Source organism: Sphingopyxis sp. (assembly GCF_965279755.1).
Taxonomy (GTDB): Bacteria; Pseudomonadota; Alphaproteobacteria; order Sphingomonadales; family Sphingomonadaceae; genus Sphingopyxis.
Window position 1 is genome coordinate 3,016,926 of sequence record NZ_OZ257261.1, and the last position, 16,533, is coordinate 3,033,458.

At 64.2% G+C, this 16,533-nt stretch carries 13 protein-coding genes and 1 tRNA gene; 6 read left to right on the forward strand and 8 right to left on the reverse strand.

Going from position 1 to position 16,533, the window contains the following annotated elements:
* Nucleotides 1-96: 96 nt before the first annotated feature.
* Both ACQY80_RS14810 and ACQY80_RS14815 read right to left on the reverse strand, forming a co-directional pair.
* Nucleotides 97-567 carry a hypothetical protein gene (locus ACQY80_RS14810; protein WP_428681158.1) on the reverse strand — a complete coding sequence of 157 codons (471 nt, stop codon included), beginning with the start codon at nucleotides 565-567 and terminating at the stop codon, nucleotides 97-99.
* Between the two features lie 191 nt (nucleotides 568-758).
* Nucleotides 759-1,946, reverse strand: coding sequence for an acetyl-CoA C-acyltransferase (locus tag ACQY80_RS14815; RefSeq protein ID WP_428681160.1), 1,188 nt, complete (start codon nucleotides 1,944-1,946; stop codon nucleotides 759-761).
* 160 nt (nucleotides 1,947-2,106) lie between these two features.
* On the opposite strand from ACQY80_RS14815, the gene ACQY80_RS14820 reads away from it, so the two are divergent.
* Both ACQY80_RS14820 and ACQY80_RS14825 read left to right on the forward strand, forming a co-directional pair.
* Nucleotides 2,107-3,561 carry a coniferyl aldehyde dehydrogenase gene (locus ACQY80_RS14820; RefSeq protein ID WP_428681162.1) on the forward strand — a complete coding sequence of 485 codons (1,455 nt, stop codon included), beginning with the start codon at nucleotides 2,107-2,109 and terminating at the stop codon, nucleotides 3,559-3,561.
* 66 nt (nucleotides 3,562-3,627) lie between these two features.
* Nucleotides 3,628-3,712, forward strand: a tRNA-Leu gene (locus ACQY80_RS14825).
* Between the two features lie 18 nt (nucleotides 3,713-3,730).
* Here the strand turns inward: ACQY80_RS14825 and ACQY80_RS14830 are convergent.
* Genes ACQY80_RS14830 through ACQY80_RS14840 form a run of 3 tightly spaced genes read right to left on the reverse strand, consistent with a single transcriptional unit; the run spans nucleotide 3,731 to nucleotide 9,133 of the window.
* A complete protein-coding gene (locus ACQY80_RS14830; RefSeq protein WP_428681164.1) occupies nucleotides 3,731-4,672 on the reverse strand; it encodes a DUF4886 domain-containing protein in 942 nt (313 codons plus the stop codon).
* A gap of 1 nt (nucleotide 4,673) precedes the next feature.
* A complete protein-coding gene (locus tag ACQY80_RS14835) occupies nucleotides 4,674-7,760 on the reverse strand; it encodes a TonB-dependent receptor domain-containing protein (protein WP_428681166.1) in 3,087 nt (1,028 codons plus the stop codon).
* A gap of 38 nt (nucleotides 7,761-7,798) precedes the next feature.
* On the reverse strand, nucleotides 7,799-9,133 hold the full coding sequence (locus ACQY80_RS14840) for a dicarboxylate/amino acid:cation symporter (protein ID WP_428685879.1): 1,335 nt from the start codon (nucleotides 9,131-9,133) through the stop codon (nucleotides 7,799-7,801).
* Between the two features lie 213 nt (nucleotides 9,134-9,346).
* On the opposite strand from ACQY80_RS14840, the gene ACQY80_RS14845 reads away from it, so the two are divergent.
* The 3 genes from ACQY80_RS14845 (at nucleotide 9,347) to ACQY80_RS14855 (ending at nucleotide 13,322) form a co-directional block, all read left to right on the forward strand.
* The gene (locus tag ACQY80_RS14845) at nucleotides 9,347-11,095 is read left to right on the forward strand and encodes a sensor histidine kinase (protein ID WP_428681168.1); all 1,749 of its coding nucleotides are present in this window, start codon (nucleotides 9,347-9,349) and stop codon (nucleotides 11,093-11,095) included.
* Nucleotides 11,092-12,429, forward strand: coding sequence for a sigma-54-dependent transcriptional regulator (locus tag ACQY80_RS14850; protein WP_428681170.1), 1,338 nt, complete (start codon nucleotides 11,092-11,094; stop codon nucleotides 12,427-12,429). Before ACQY80_RS14845 ends, ACQY80_RS14850 begins: the two co-directional genes overlap by 4 nt.
* Before the next feature lie 272 nt (nucleotides 12,430-12,701).
* Nucleotides 12,702-13,322, forward strand: coding sequence for a PilZ domain-containing protein (locus ACQY80_RS14855; protein ID WP_428681172.1), 621 nt, complete (start codon nucleotides 12,702-12,704; stop codon nucleotides 13,320-13,322).
* 3 nt (nucleotides 13,323-13,325) lie between these two features.
* On the opposite strand, the gene ACQY80_RS14860 is transcribed toward ACQY80_RS14855, so the two are convergent.
* Entirely contained in the window at nucleotides 13,326-13,970 is a 645-nt protein-coding gene (locus ACQY80_RS14860) for an FABP family protein (RefSeq protein ID WP_428681174.1), read from the reverse strand.
* A 112-nt stretch (nucleotides 13,971-14,082) separates the two neighbouring features.
* On the opposite strand from ACQY80_RS14860, the gene ACQY80_RS14865 reads away from it, so the two are divergent.
* Nucleotides 14,083-14,538 (forward strand): hypothetical protein, encoded by a 456-nt coding sequence (locus ACQY80_RS14865; RefSeq protein WP_428681176.1) that lies wholly within the window; start codon nucleotides 14,083-14,085, stop codon nucleotides 14,536-14,538.
* Between the two features lie 3 nt (nucleotides 14,539-14,541).
* On the opposite strand, the gene aguB is transcribed toward ACQY80_RS14865, so the two are convergent.
* Together aguB and ACQY80_RS14875 are read right to left on the reverse strand one after the other, a co-directional pair.
* Entirely contained in the window at nucleotides 14,542-15,393 is an 852-nt protein-coding gene (gene aguB, locus ACQY80_RS14870; RefSeq protein ID WP_428681178.1) for an N-carbamoylputrescine amidase, read from the reverse strand.
* A 55-nt stretch (nucleotides 15,394-15,448) separates the two neighbouring features.
* Nucleotides 15,449-16,432 carry an agmatine deiminase family protein gene (locus tag ACQY80_RS14875; RefSeq protein ID WP_428685881.1) on the reverse strand — a complete coding sequence of 328 codons (984 nt, stop codon included), beginning with the start codon at nucleotides 16,430-16,432 and terminating at the stop codon, nucleotides 15,449-15,451.
* Nucleotides 16,433-16,533: the final 101 nt, after the last annotated feature.

Sequence of the window (16,533 nt, forward strand, 5' to 3'; positions counted from 1 at the left end):
CCTTTCGGGAAGGGGCGGCAACGACAATCGCGACGCAGAAAAGAGGGTCGACGGTTGCCCGCCGACCCTCTTCCGCTATTCGACTATCGCTCGCGTTTAACGGCGGTAGCGAAATTCGTCGCGATAGACCTTCACCACCTTGCCCGTGCGGGCGTTGACCAGCAACAGGTCGTTATAGTGGCGGACATAGGTCAGGCCGGCACCGGCGCGCGGGACGCCCCAGCGGCTGTCCCAGGTCGGACGATAGGCCGGCGCGTAATAGTTCGAGCGGAGCGTCGAACCCACGCGGAACTGCTGATATTTGAACGGCGCGCGATAATTCTGGTAGCGCGCGTCACGGCGCCAGTCGCGAACGTCCTCGCGATATTCCTTTTTCGCGCTGCGAACATCCTTGCGCGCATCGCGGACGTCGCCACGGTCACCATAGCGCTTCGCGTGATTGAGGTCGCGCTGTTCCTGGCGGATTTCCTGACGGTCGCGACGGAGTTCGCCGGTCTGGGCCTGCGCCGCAGCCGGGATGATCATCGCGGCGATCAGGCCGGCGGTGAGAAATTTAATCTTCTTCATATGCCATTCCTTTGCATCGTCAGGGGGAGGGGATCTGCCCGATGACTGCGAATGGTCTAGGCGAGTCGGTTTGAACCGAACCGGAATGCGCCGTTTATTTTCAGGTCATTAGTGTCGCAATTTGTCGCGCCATGGCGACGAAAGGGCGCCGCCTTGCGACGACGCCCCGGAACTTTTCATGAATGGCAGATTCAAACGAGTTCGATCGCCACAGCGGTTGCCTCGCCGCCGCCGATGCAGAGGCTGGCGATGCCGCGGGTCTTGCCGTGGCGCTGGAGCGCGGCGATCAGCGTCGTGATGATGCGCGTGCCGCTGGCACCGATCGGGTGGCCAAGCGCCGTCGCGCCGCCATGGACGTTGATCTTCTCGTGCGGGATGCCGAGGTCGTGCATCGCGAACATCGCGACGCAGGCGAAGGCTTCGTTGACCTCGAACAGGTCGACGTCACCGATCTTCCACCCGGCCTTTTCCAGCACCTTGTTGATCGCGCCGACGGGGGCGACCGTGAAGTCCTTGGGCTCCTGCGCGTGCGCGGCGTGCGCGACGAGCCTGGCTACGGGTTTCGCGCCCTTGGCATCGGCGACCGACTGGCGCGAGAGGACGACAGCAGCGGCGCCATCCGAAATCGACGAGCTGGTCGCGGCGGTGATCGTGCCGTCCTTGGCAAAGGCGGGCTTCAGCGTCGGGATCTTGTCGGGGCGGCCCTTGCCCGGCGCTTCGTCGGTGTCGACGGTGACCTCGCCGGCGCGGGTCTTGAGCGTGACCGGGGTGATCTCGGCGGCAAAGGCGCCGCTGGCGATCGCGGCCTGCGCGCGGCGCAGCGACTCGATCGAATAATCGTCCTGCGTCTCGCGGCTCAGCTGATAGGCGTCGGCGGTGTCCTGCGCGAAGGTGCCCATCGCGCGGCCGGCCTCATAGGCATCTTCCAGCCCGTCGAGGAACATATGGTCATAGGCGGTGTCGTGGCCGATGCGCGCGCCCGAGCGGTGCTTCTTGAGTAGATAGGGCGCGTTGGTCATCGACTCCATGCCGCCCGCGACGACCAGATCGACGCTGCCCGCGGCGAGCGCTTCGGCGCCCATGATCACGGTCTGCATGCCCGAGCCGCAAACCTTGTTCACGGTCGTTGCCTGCACCGATGTGGGCAGGCCGGCCTTGATCGCGGCCTGGCGCGCCGGTGCCTGACCGAGGCCGGCGGGCAGCACACAGCCCATATAGATGCGTTCGATATCGCCGCCCGACACGCCTGCGCGTTCGACCGCCGCCTTGACGGCCGTTGCGCCGAGGTCGGTCGCGCTCGCGTCCGAAAGAACGCCCTGCATGCCGCCCATCGGGGTGCGGGCATAGGAGAGGAAGACGACGGGATCGGTGGCGGTCATATCGAGAGACTCCGTAGGGGAAAGATACGTCGGCGGGTCGCTTAGCGCCTTTGCTGCACTTGCGAAAGGGGTAGGGGACAGGTGGGGAGCCGGTTTCATCTTGCAACCCGCTGCACGGCGTGATCAAACAACGCCCGCAAATCATAAGGGGAGATGGGTCATGGCTAGTGCGATCAAACAGGACATCGCCAGCGAAACCGCGCGGATGGACGAGGTGCTGGCGGCGCAGAAAGCGAGCTTTACGGCTGCCATGCCCGAAAGCCTTGCGGTGCGCACCGATCGCATAGACCGTGCCATCGCGCTGCTTGTCGACAATGCCGAGGAATTCGCCAAGGCGGTGAGCGAGGATTTCGGACATCGCAGCCGCGAACAGACGCTGATGACCGACATCATGCCGTCGGTGAGCGCGCTCAAGCACGCCAAGAAGCATATGGCCGCCTGGTCAAAGGGCGAGAAGCGCAAACCCACCTTTCCGCTCGGGCTGCTCGGTGCGAAAGCCGAGGTCGTTTATCAGCCGAAGGGTGTCGTCGGTATCGTCGCGCCCTGGAATTTCCCCGTCGGTATGGTGTTTGTGCCGCTCGCGGGCATTCTGGCCGCCGGTAACCGCGTGATGGTCAAGCCGTCGGAATATACCGAAAATGTATCGGCGCTGATGGCGCGGCTGGTCCCGGACTATTTCGACGAGAGCGAAATTGCGGTCTTCACCGGCGACGCCGATATCGGGGTGGCTTTCTCGAAACTCGCCTTTGACCATATGATCTTCACCGGCGCGACCAGCGTCGGCAAACATATCATGCGTGCCGCCGCGGATAATCTGGTGCCGGTAACGCTCGAACTCGGTGGCAAGTCGCCGACCTTCATCGGGCGCAGCGCCAACAAGGAACAGGCGGGTCAGCGCGTCGCGCTCGGCAAGCTCATGAACGCGGGGCAAATCTGTCTCGCCCCCGATTATCTGCTCGTCGCCGAGGATCAGGAGAGCGAGGTGATCGACAGCGTCACCAAGGGCGCGGCCGCGCTCTATCCGACGATGCTCGCCAACGACGATTATACGTCGGTGGTGAACGTGCGGAACTACGACCGCCTGCAATCTTATCTGGCCGACGCGCGAGAAAAGGGCGCCGAGGTCATCGAGATCAATCCGGGCGGCGAGGATTTCGCGAGCGCCAACGGGCACAAGATGCCGCTGCATATCGTGCGTAACCCGACCGACGACATGAAGGTGATGCAGGAGGAAATCTTCGGCCCGATCCTGCCCGTGAAGACCTACAAGACGATCGACGAGGCGATCGATTATGTGAACGCCAACGACCGACCGCTCGGCCTCTATTATTTCGGACAGGACAAGAGCGAGGAGGACCGCGTGTTGTCGCGGACGATCTCGGGCGGTGTGACCGTCAACGATGTCCTGTTCCATAACGCGATGGAGGATCTGCCGTTCGGCGGGGTCGGCCCGTCGGGCATGGGCAATTATCACGGCTTCGACGGCTTCAAGACCTTCAGTCATGCGCGCGCAGTCTATCGCCAGCCGAAGCTCGACGTTGCCGGGCTGGCGGGTTTCAAACCGCCCTATGGCAAGGCGACGGCGAAGACGCTGGCGAAAGAGCTCAAGAAATAACTTGGCAAAATGCGGCGCTTCGCCTTAGGGAAGCGCCGCGCTTTCGGGCGCGCCAAGGTTGCTTGGGCCCCTGTGGTGAAATTGGTAGACGCGCTCGACTCAAAATCGAGTTCCGCAAGGAGTGCTGGTTCGAGTCCGGCCAGGGGCACCATCCACCCGACCATCATCGTTACGACCGCGGTTGGCCCTTCAGCACCTCGCTCGCGATCTTTTGCAGCGCCACCGCCTGCTCGTCCGACAGGCCGAGTTCGTCGGCGCCCTTTTCTTTCGCGCCCAAGGTCACCGGATCGACGCCGGTGATCGCGCCGAACGTGACGAGCGCCGAAAGATAATAGCCGGCAACGCTGGCGTGATAATTGTCATAGGTCCACAGATCGAGCTGGCCGTAACCGATCCCGTCATAGGGGTTCGGGTCGGCGACGCCTGTCGTCATCGCACGGTTCCACGCCTCGCCGACGGGCAGGATGCCCCGCACCGCCGGGTTCGCAGCGCGCGCTTTTTCGGCGGCGGCGGCGAGATCGTCCGCCATCGCGGTCACCGGCTTGCCATGCCAGTGCCCCTCGGGCCTGTAGGTCTGGTCGGCGCGTGTCCAGGTTGCGGCGAGACGGATGTCGACCGCCGGATTGCGCTTTTTGAAGAGCGCGACCATGCGTCCGACATCGCGGATGTAGTTGGCCGGATCGCCGGGTTTGGCGCGGTCGAGCGTGCTGAATTCCTGCAGCACGACAATGTCCCACGGCTTGTCGAACAGCTGGCGCCGTTCTTCATAATGGAAGGCCAGCGATTTGCCGCCCTGCGTCTCGAGGCTGACGCGATAGTCGAGCCCAGCCTGTTCGCAGAAAGCTTTGAACAGCGCCGGCACCCCGCCATAGCCGGCGCCGTTGAGGTCGGTCACCGTGTCGGCGCCCCAGTTGCGCGCCGCCGAATGCGCGCCCTGCGTAAAGCTGTTGCCGACGAACAGGATCGTTCGCGGTGCGGCCTTCGCAGCGGCGCTGGCGGGGGTCGCGCCGGCGGCGGTCGGCGCGGGCGCGCTCTCCTTTGCCGATGCCGCCGGCGCGAGGGCGAGCCCGGCGCAGCCGATGAGCAGCCAGATACCGGACCCGTGTTTCATATCAGAACTCCGTAGTGACCGAGGTGTACCAATAGCGGCCATAGGGGTTGTAGAGCGACCCCAGATAGCCTTCGGACGACAGCGGCGGCTTCTTGTCGGCGATGTTGCGGACGCCGACGCGCCAGCGCATGTCGCCGCCGATGCCGTCGCGGTCCTTGATGCGGACTTGGGCATAAAGATTGGCGGTGAACTGCGACTTGATGCGCCACGGATTGCCGTTGGTATCGACGAAGGCCAGCTCGTCGACCGCGCCGGTATAGCGGCCGAACGCGCCAATCTGTAACTGGCCGAGCGACCATGTGAGCGATGCGGTGCCGCGCCATTTCGGGCGCCCGTTCGCCTCGATCAGATTCTGCGTTTCGGGCAGCGGGGTCGCGGCGTTGATGTCGCCGTTCGCACGCGCCTCGACAAGCTGGTCGACCGTGTCGCCCGGCGCACGCGAGAATTTGAGCAGGCGGCTGGCGTTCAGAGTGAAGTCGAACTTGCCGATGTCGGTCTTCGGCGACTGCCAATAGAAGGCGAAGTCGATCCCGCGCACCGTCTGCGGCTGCAGGTTGATGAACTGGTCGCGCACCGTCATGATGCGGCCGACCGGCGCGATCCCGGTGCCGGCGAAGGCGGCGATATCGTCGGCGTTCGCTGCGTCACGAATGACGTTGGGGTTCGACGATCCTTGCAGGCGCAGCAGATAGTCGAGTGCGATCGCGGTGTCGTTGCCGAGGATGCCGACAATGCCCTTTTGCCGGATCGACCAGTAATCGACCGTGAAGGTGATCTTGCCGAGACCGGAGGGCAGGAAGGCCGGCTCGAACACCGCGCCGATGTTATAGTTGGTGCTCTTTTCGGGCTTCAGGTCGGGGTTGCCCGACACGCGGCGCGAATAGCCGACATTGTTACCGCAGGCGTTGAAGTTGCTGATCCGGCCGGCGCGCAGGTCGACCTCGCAGCGCAGGAAGTCCTGGCTGGTCGCAAGCCGCGCATATTCGACGGCGTTGACCTGTTCGAGATTCGGCGCGCGGAAGCCCTGCGAGAAGGAGCCGCGGAAGCGCAGCCCGTCGACGACATCCCATGCGGCGGCGACCTTCGGCCGCGCGACGCTGCCGAAGTCGCTGTAATGCTCGTAGCGGCCCGCGAGTTGCAGATCGAAGCGGCGCATCAGCGGGATGTTCATGTCTTCGGACACGAGGGGAACGGCGAGTTCGGCATAGGCGGCGGCGACGGTGCGCTTGCCATAGGTGTCCGGATTGTCGCTGACCGCGGCGGCGTCGCTGATCGTGACTGCGCCCGACACCATGTCGATGAAGGGCTCTGACCCGTCGACCGCGGAGTCGCGATCGTCGCGCTGTGTCTCGCGGCGCAGTTCGACGCCGAACGCCATTCCGACGTCGCCGCCGGGCAGGGTGAGGAGGTCGGCGCGCGAGGCGCGGAAGTCGCCCATCGTCAGCGTCGTTTTCGAGCGGCGGCGTAGCTGGAAGGTGATCGCGTCGATCGCCGTCTGCGAGCTGGGCGTGCAGTCGCCCGAACTCAGGCTGTTGATACAGCCGCCGTTGAACGGATTATAAGCGTCGGGGGTCGAAAGCGCGAGGCTCTGCTGAAGCGCCGAACTGCGCACGGCAAGGCTGCTGTCGACCGCGGAGGCTTCCGAATAGGTGAAGGCACTGTCCCATTTGAAGCCTGCGGTCTCGCCACGAACGCCCAGCAGGGCGCGAAGCTGTTCGCCGCTGACCTTCACCGTCTGCGGCCCCGTATCGACGAAGCGATAGGTGGTGAGGAGGACCGGCAGGCCAGCCGCGGGCACGTTGACGAGACCGGGGATGCGGTTGGGATTCGGCTGGCCGTTGATCGTCGTCGCGCCGAAGGGATTGTAATAGTTGCTCGCCGGAATCCAGATCTGGTTGAGGTTGATCACCGGCGGCTGGATGCGCGTCGTGTTCGACCGGTAATAACCGAACTCGCCGAACAGGGTGAGTGTATCGGAGAGGTCGTAATGGCCGTTGGCAAAGGCGTTGTAACGCTGCACGCTGGGCATCACCGTCGTCCCCGCTGCGGTGTCGTAACGCAGGTTGCGAAAGGCGCCCGTCGTCGCGAGCGCGGTGTTCACGAGGCAAAGATCGGCGGTCAGCGCCTGTGTGCAACCGCCGAGGCTGGTCGGCCGCACGGTGAACGCGCCTGCCGCCGTCGTCAGATTGGTGGTGCCGCGGCGCGGCCGTCCGCCGGTGACTGGGACCATCAGCGCGGGCCAGGCACCGCGTGTCGCGCGCGCATCGGGCGTCGTTGAGCTCGCAAAATCGGGATAGTCGGCAAACAGCGGTCGCAGATCCGCCGAGGCGGTGAAATCCTGATCCTCGGCGCGCAACGCCGCGCGGTCGGTATATTCGAACGACAGGGTGATGTTGCCGCGATCGAAATTCTTCCCCGCCAGGATGTTGGTCTGAAATTCGCGCAGATGCGTGCCTTCGGCGCCGCCATATTGGGCCTGGACGCGCAGGCCGTCATAATTGTCCTTGAGGACGGTGTTCACGACGCCCGCGACCGCGTCGGAGCCATAAAGCGCGGCGGCGCCGTCGAGCAGCACCTCCATCCGCTGGAGTCCGGTCGTCGGGATCGCGTTGGAGTTGTAGCTGAGCACCGGCACCGTACCGGTGTCGGACAGTCCCTGGCTCGCGGGGTGCGTGACGATGCGGCGACCGTTGAGCAGGACGAGCGTGTTGCCGACTCCGAGCCCGCGAAGATTGATCGATCCGACATCGCCGCGTGCGGCGTTGCTGGTCTGGGCGTTGTTGCCGGGGTTGAAGGTGACGTCGCCCATTTGCGGAATGCTGCGGATCAACTCGTCGCCGCTGACCGCGCCGATGGCATCGATACGGTCCTGGTTGACGACGACAACGGGAAGCGCCTCGGTGACGCGGGCGCCTTCGATACGGGTGCCGACGACTACGATGTCGCCCTGCGTCTCACCGTCATCGCTGACGTCCTGGCTTGCGGCGTCGGCCGTTCCGGGCGCGGCGTCCTGCGCGCGGGCCGGAGCGGAGGCAAGCAGGCAGATCGCCGTGCTCGCCAGCAGCATTGCCGAAGTGGAACCCCTCATTGATCGTCTCCCTTGTTTTCGTCCGGGCCTTTGCGGCCTCAGTCCGGATCTTGTTCTATTGGTGGCGCGGCCAGTGGCGGCGCCACGCCGCTGTCCAGCGCCAGCCGCAGCTGGTCGCGGTCGAGCGCATTGTCCCAGCGCGCGACGACTACCGTCGCGACCGCGTTGCCGATGAAATTGGTGAGGCTGCGGCACTCGCTCATGAAGCGGTCGATGCCGAGGATCAGCGCCATGCCAGCGACCGGCACCGACGGCACGATCGACAATGTCGCGGCCAATGTGACGAAGCCCGCGCCGGTGACGCCGGCGGCGCCCTTCGAGCTGATCATCGCGACGCCGAGCAGCGCGAGCTGTTCGCCGAGCGACAGATGGACGTTGCACGCCTGCGCGATGAACAGCGCCGCGAGCGTCATATAGATGTTCGTGCCGTCGAGATTGAAGCTGTAGCCGGTGGGAACGACGAGCCCGACGATCGACTTCTTGCAGCCGGCACGCTCCATCTTTTCCATCAGGCTGGGCAGCGCGCTTTCGGACGAGGAGGTGCCGAGCACGAGCAGCAGTTCGGCGCGCAGATAACGGATCAGCTTGAAGATCGAGAAGCCGGCGAGCTTTGCGGTAATGCCGAGGACGACAACGACGAAGAGCAGCGAGGTGATGTAGAAGGTCGCGAGCAGTCCGGCGAGATTGGCGAGCGATCCCACGCCATATTTGCCGATCGTGAAGGCCATTGCGCCGAACGCGCCGACCGGCGCCGCGCGCATCAGTATGCCGACCAGCTTGAACACGACGAGCCCGACGCGCTCGAACATATCGCGCACCGGTGCGGCGGGTTCACCGACCATCAGCATCGCGATGCCGAACAGGATCGAGACGAACAGCACTTGGAGTAACGATTCGCCGGCGAGTGCCGAGACCAGCGTCGTCGGAATCGCCGACATGATGAATTCGACGATGCCGCCGCCGTGCTTGGCTTTTTCGACATAGCCGCTCACGGCGCCGGCATCGAGCGATTTGGGATTGATGTTCATCCCCGCGCCCGGCTGCACCGTGTTGGCGACGATCAGCCCGATGATCAGCGCGAGGGTCGAGAAGAAGAGGAAATAGGCAAAAGCCTTCACCGCCACACGACCGACCGATTTCAGCTCGCTCATCCCGGCGATGCCGGTGACGAGAGTCAGGAAGATCACCGGGGCGATGATCATTTTCACGAGCTTGATGAAGCCATCGCCGAGCGGTCGCAGCGCTTCGCCGGTTTGGGGCCAGAAGTGGCCGATGATGACCCCGGCGACGATGGCAACGAGCACCTGGACATAGAGGTGGCGCCAGAGCGGCGTGCGCCCTGCCGGCACCTGTCCGGATCCGTCGATTGTTATGGCAGCCACCTGTGCATCCTCCCGAGCGCGGCTCTTCACCGCTGCTTCCCCAAGATTATGGCCGGCCCGATTGCCGGTCCAATGACTTCAAGAAATCAGTCAAAACTATGAAATATATGTTTTAAATTCAAATTTAGCTGGCGGGGTCTCCGCTATTTGTGCGATTTTCCGCTTAGCCAAATCCAATTTGTGCGATAATCCGCACATATGCAATTGCCAAAGGCTCTTGATGATTCGCACGGCTCCGGGGCCAGGCGGCGGCTGATCTGGGCGTCGGGTCTCGCCCTGGCCCTGCTTGCGCTGATCGCGGTCGTCGCCTTTGGCTGGGCACGCGACCATGCACGGGCGGCCGCCGACATCGCGGCCGAGCAACAGGCGCGCAGCGCCGCGAGCCGTTTCGCCGGCGAGTTGCAGAAGTTCCGTCTGCTCCCGCTGGTGCTGATCGAATATCCCGACGCGCATGCCGTTCTGGCGAGCGGCGATACAGCTGCGGCGATGCGGATGAACAGCAAGCTCGAACTGCTCGCCGACAGGACCGACGCGGCCGTCATCTATCTGATCGCGCGCGACGGCCGTACGATCGCGGCGAGCAATTGGCGCACGCCGCAAAGCTTCGTTGGTCAGAATTACGGCTTTCGTCCCTATTTTCGCGATGCGATGGCAAAGGGCGGAGCCGAACTCTTCGCGCTTGGCACGGTCAGCGGCCGGCCCGGCCTGTATATCGCGCGACGTATCGAGGAAAACGGCCGGCCGCTCGGCGTCATCGTGGTGAAGGTGGAGTTCGACCGGCTCGAAGCCGAATGGGCACGCCAGCCGCTGACGACCTTCGTCACCGACGATCATGGGGTGGTGATCATCACCAGCCGGCCCGACTGGCGCTTTCGCACGCTCGCCCCCCTCGATGAAAAGGCGCGCGCCGAAATTCGCTCGGCCCTGCAATTCGGCAATCTGCCGCTGAAGCCTTTGCCGCCGACGCGCGACGGCGCCACATGGACCGGCGGCGAGGTCCGCTATCGCGAAGCGTCGGTCGCGACACCGATGGCGGGCGCGCGGCTGCATGCCTTCCAGCCGCTGGCGCCGGCCGAGGCGAGCGCAAACGCGACTGCGCGAACGGCGCTACTTATCGCTTTCATCCTGCTCGCTGCGTTGCTCATCTGGATTTTCCGCGCACGCGAGAAACAGCGCCTGCAGGAAGAGGCGCGGCATATGCTGGAGGTCGAGGTTGCGGCGCGCACCGCCGATCTGGTGGATGCCAACCGCCGCTTCCGCTCGGCGCGCGAGGAACTGGCGCAGGCGAGCCGTCTCGGCACGATCGGCCAGATCACGGCGGGCGTCGCGCATGAAATCAACCAGCCCGTCGCCGCGATCCGGGGCTTCGCCGAGAATGCCGGCACGTTCCTCGACCGCGGGGAACCCGCCAGGGCACGCGACAATATCGGGACGATCGTCTCGCTTACCGAACGGATCGCCGCGATCATTGCCGAACTGCGGACTTTCGCGCGGCGCAGCACCCCCGCGCTCGGCCCGGTCGAGATCGCCGTGGTGATCGATGGCGCCTTGCTGCTCGTCGGCGACCGGATCCGCGAGAATGGCGTTGCGGTCGAGCGGACGGGCGAGGTTGCAGGGCTGCGCTGTATCGCCGACCGCGTCCGGCTGGAGCAAATCCTCGTCAACCTGCTCCAGAATGCGCTCGACGCGCTCACGGGCGCGCCCGATCCGCTTATCCGGATCGAGGTCGCGGCGGACAGCGACATCGCGATCAAAGTCTCCGACAACGGTCCGGGGATCGCACCCGACGTTGCCGACAATCTTTTCACGCCGTTCGTTACCGGCAAGTCCGACGGACTGGGCCTGGGGCTGGGTATTGCACGCGACATTGCGCGCGAATTCGGCGGCACGCTTGACGGTTTGGCGTCACCGCTGGGCGGGGCGGCCTTCGTGCTGAAAGTCCCCCGGGCATGAGTGAATTCGTGACCCGTCAGCAGGTGGTCTTTGTCGACGATGACGACGCGCTCCGCGCCGCGACGGTGCAGTCGCTCGAGCTTGCCGACCTCGACGTCCGGGCCTTTGCCGATGCCGAAACGGCGCTGGCCGAGATCGGACCGGACTTCACCGGCGCGATCGTGACCGACATCCGGATGCCGCGGCTCGACGGGCTCGAGTTTTTTGCGCGCATCCGCGCTGTCGATCCCGAAATCCCGGTCATCCTGATCACCGGCCACGCCGACGTGCCGATGGCGATCGGCGCGTTGAAAAGCGGGGCGTTCGATTTCCTCGCGAAGCCCTATGCCGCTGACCATCTGATCGCGTCGGTCCGAAAGGCGCTCGAAACGCGGCGGCTCGTCCTCGACAACCGCATGCTGCGGACGGCCGCCGAGAGCAGCGTCGACAGTCCGCTGATCGGCGACAGCCCGGTGATGGCACAGCTTCGCGCGACGATCCTGCAGATCGCCCGCGCCGACATCGATGTGCTGGTCGAGGGTGAGACGGGGACCGGCAAGGAACTCGCAGCGCTCCTGCTGCATCGGAAGGGGCCGCGGTCGGGACGCCCGTTCGTCGCGGTCGATTGCGGTGCACTTCCCGAACAACTCGCCGAGGTCGAGCTGTTCGGACATGATCGCGGCGCCGTCGGTTATGGCCCGATCGCGCGCGAAGGGCGGATCGAGCAGAGCCATGGCGGGACGCTGTTTCTCGACGGCATCGACAATATGCCGCTCGCGATCCAGTCGAAGCTGCTCCGCGTCGTCGAGGAGCGCAAGGTTCAGCCGCTCGGCGCGACCGAGCCGCGCGGGGTCGATCTGCGTATCGTCGCATCGTCGCGCCGCGACCTGCATCAGGCGGTGCGCGACGGGGAATTTCGCGAGGATCTCTTCTACCGGCTCAACGTCGTGCGGCTGCGCATGGCACCGCTGCGCGAGCGCAGGGCGGATATCCCGCAGCTTTTTGCCTTCTTCGTCGAGGAAGCGATCGGCCGGATGGGTGCGCGGGATTTCGCGCTTGGCGATGCCGCGCGCAAGCATCTGATCGAGCATGACTGGCCGGGGAATGTGCGCGAGCTGCGCAACTTTGCCTATAGCGAAGTTCTGGGGCTCGATACCCCCGCCGCCGCCGATGTCGACGGGCTGCCGACGCTGCCCGAAAGAGTCGCGCAATTCGAGGCACATGCGATCCGCGATGCGTTGGCCAGCGCCGGCGGCGACATTGCGGCAACGCTGGCACTTTTGCGCATTCCGCGGAAGACGCTCTACGACAAGATCGCCCGGCACGGAATCGACCCCAAAAGCTACAGAAATTGAGCGCCTTCGCCCTCGGCAGCCCGAAACGATAGCATGCTTAATATTGCCAGTCTGGCGCCGTTAAATTCTGCAAAATGGGATTTTATTCATATTCGGAAGCCATGATTGCGTCAGGCTTAGACCGGTTCGTTTCGTAGTTGTTAACTGTGGTTCATAGTATCGTTGAATAATATGCGAAATTTCGCTATTAGAAGGCGACAGCATCCAGGTGGTTTAATAGTATAGCCATGACGTTTTCCCGCTCTCCCGGTGCTGCTCAGAACGAGGATGGCATGAAGAAACCGCTGCTCTCCGGTCCATCGAACGAACGCGCGATCGATGCTGACACAGATCGTCGCGGGTCCGATCGCTATCGCACCGTGTGGCGCATCGCGAAGGTGAAGCGCGACGGCGACGTCGGGCTGTGGCGTGTGCGTAACATGTCTGATCGCGGGATGATGCTCGCGGCCGATGTGCCGATCGCGATTGGCGAAAAGCTGGAAATTGCGCTTTCGGATGCGGTGACCGTGCGCGGCAAGGTGGTTTGGTCCGACGAAGGGCGCTGCGGTGTGGCGTTCGACGAAGAGGTCGACGTCGCCGACGTGCTCAAGCGGCTGGCCGCGGAGCAGCGCGCGAGCGGTTATCGCCAGCCGCGCCTTCCCGTGCATACGCGGGCGCAGCTCATCACCGACGACGGTACGAGCGAGATCGAGCTCGTCGACCTGTCGCAGAGCGGCGCGGGCTATGTCCACGCCGGGCATCTGGAAATCGGCAAGGAGGTCGATCTGGTCCTCGCGAGCGGAATCCGTCGCAAGGCGATCGTCCGTTGGTCGAGGGAAGGGCGCGGCGGCCTGTGGCTGACGCAACCGCTCGACCGCGCCGACCTTGAAAGCATCCGCCGCTTTCAGAACTGACGCCTAGGCCGCACCTTTGACGATCTTTGCCCAAGGGTTGAGATCGGGCTCGGCGACCTTCACGAGGCGGTTGTGGTCGCGGTGCCGGAACAGTTCCGACCGGCCCTTTACCATCAGCATTGTATCCGAAACATAGCTCCACGAGCCGTCGTCGTGGAAATCGATCGTCAGCTCGTAGCGGTCGGTCCGAAAGGCCAGATCGAGGAAGCTCGTCGAGCAGATGCCATATTCGGTCTCCCCGCGCTCGGCTTTGACGACAAGTCTCTTTGCGTCAGGTTCGGCATGGCCCGAAGCGATCGCAATCTGCCCGCGCGGAATAGCGAGGGTCTGGATGATGAGGCCGGTCGAGACTTCATAGAGCCAGTATCCGACCTGATCGTGGAAAGTGATGTCTTCTTCGCGCGTGTTGACGTGCTGGTGATAGCGCAGACCATAGAAGAGCTGCGGCCCGTTCGCTTGCGGGTCGATCGGCTGCATCTCGATCCGTTCATAATATTTGCGCGTCTCGGGGCCGTCGGCCTTGGGGTTCACATCGACTCCGCGTTCACCCTCCCAGATGCCGGCGAGCCGCCGCAGCGGGCCGAGATTGGCAAGCGTTTCGGGATCGACATCGTCCGGTTCGGTGAAAATATCGTCCGGCAGTTCCATTCCGTTTGCCCCTCGCTTTCGGTTTGCCGCCAAAATCGACGAAACCCGAATTGCCTTTAATCGCGGCCGAACCCAGCTTCCAAGAAGATTGTCTGGGTGGGGAGATCGGGAGATGCGGTTTTTCAATGTAAAGGTGCAGGTCGGTGGGCGTGAAGCCCATTGCACGGTGAAAGAGGGCGTCCTTGCGACAATGGAGCTGGGGTCGCACGTCGACAGGGTGCCGCGGCCCGAACACAAGGTGTCGATCCTGATGGGCGAAGCGGTTTCCGGCCCCGCAGCCTGGGTTCAGGTCGCGGCCTTCGATGAGAAGGGCGCTCTTTTGGTCGAGACCGAAGGCTGGACCACTTCCGACGGCGGTGCGCACAGTATTGCCTCGTTCGGCAAATCGGCGGTCGCCAGCTTCGAGGAAATCGATGCAGTGTCGAAGGAAGCGACCGACTGTGCCGGCGAGGCCGGTTTTGGTCCGCTTGCGTGTTGCACCGCCTATGGCAGTGGCTGCTATGTCACATGCTGCGGCGGATGCTGTTCCGATCCATACCGCTGCCCCGGCGCGAGTTGCTGCGGCTGACTGTCAGATATCTTCGACCAGCCGTCCGTAAAGCTGCGGGCGGCGGTCGCGGAAGAAGCCCATGCCGGCACGGTGCTTCGCCGCGCGGTCGAGGTCGATCGTTTCGATCAGCACGCCGGTCTCGGTAGCGCCGAACGCCTGCGTCATGTCGCCCCATTCGTCGGTGATGAAGCTGTGGCCATAGAAATTGGCGTCGCCTTCGGTACCGATGCGGTTTGCGGCGATCACCGGCATGCAGTTCGACACGGCGTGGCCGTGCATTGCGCGGCGCCACATGCGGCTGGTGTCGAGGTCGGCGTCATAGGGCTCGCTGCCGATCGCAGTCGGATAGAAGAGCAGTTCGGCGCCCATCAACGCCATCGCGCGCGCGCATTCGGGATACCATTGGTCCCAGCAGACGCCCACGCCGATCCGGGTGCCGAACACATCCCAAACCTTGAAGCCGGTATTGCCGGGGCGGAAATAATATTTCTCTTCATAGCCGGGGCCGTCGGGAATGTGGCTTTTGCGGTACGTTCCCATGATCACGCCGTCGGGATCGATCATCGCGAGCGTATTGTAATAATGCGGGCCGTCCTTCTCGAAGAAGCTGGTCGGGATCGCGACCTTCAGCTTCGCCGCGAGCGCCTGCATCGCGATGACGCTCGGATGCTCGATCGTCGGGCGCGCCGAGGCGAACAGCGCTTCATCCTCGACCTGGCAGAAATAGGGGCCCTCGAAGAGTTCGGGCGGCAGGATGACCTGCGCGCCTTTCGCTGCCGCTTCCTCGACGAGCGCGGTCACCGCTTCGATGTTCGGTTCGACGGGGCCGGGCAGGGGAAGCTGCAACGCGGCGACGGTGATGGTGCGGGTCATGGCCTGTCCGATATGCGGGATTCGAGGCGGAATATAGGGGGCTTCGCGGTCGATGCTAGGCCGGAAGCTGCTGGCTCGAGCAGTGGAAGCTGCCGCCCCCGACGATGATGCCGCGCGCGGGCACGCCGACTGCGCGGCGATCGGGGAACAGCGCGGCGAGCGTGTCGACCGCGGCCTGATCGTTGGGAACGCCATAGGTCGGCACCACCACGGCGCTGTTGCCGATATAGAAATTCATATAGCTCGCCGCGGCGATCTCGCCGTTCACTTCGACCCGGCCGGGCGAGGGGAGATCGATGATCTCGATCCCGTCGAACGCTGCGGCGCGCGCGCGGGCATCGGCATAGATATGTGCATTGGGGTCGTCCGATCCCGCCGCGACGGGCAGCGCGAGCCGGCCTTCGCCGACGAAGCGCGCCAGATTGTCGACATGGCCGTCGGTGTGATCGCCGACCAGCCCGTTACCAAGCCACAAAATCCGGTCGATCCCAAGCGACTGGTGGAGTCGCACCGCGATATCCTCGCGCGTCAGCGCCGGATTGCGGTTCGTGTTGAGCAGGCATTCCTCGGTGGTCACGCACAGGCCGGTGCCATCGACGTCGATTCCGCCACCTTCGAGCACCCAGTCGAGGTGCTGCGTCGGCAGGTTCGCATGCGCGGCGAGGATTGCCCCGACTTCGCGGTCGCCGGGCATCACGAACTTGTTGCCCCACCAGTTGAAGTCGAAATTGCGCGCTTCGCGCCGGGTGCCCGCACCGACGATGATCGGGCCTGTGTCACGCAGCCAGATATCGCCGAAGGGGGCGACGAACAACTGAACGCCCTCATCGACGAGCGCCTCGGCGATGTCGGCATTGTCATGGTCGCGAACAAGAAGATGCACCTTTTCGCCGCGCCCGCCGTCATGCACGGCGTTCGCGAAGGCCGCGACATCGCGGCGCGCTGAGTCGATCTGGCCCGACCACTCGTCCACCATATGCGGAAAGCCGATCCAGACGGCGTCGTGGGGCGCCCATTCGGCGGGCATGCGGTGGGTCATCGCGTGATGGTCCTTTGTGTCGATGTCCATGACATCGATCAACTCGTCCAGAATGCAGCAATCCAGAATGGCTACTGCCATTCTGGATTGCCGGAACATGA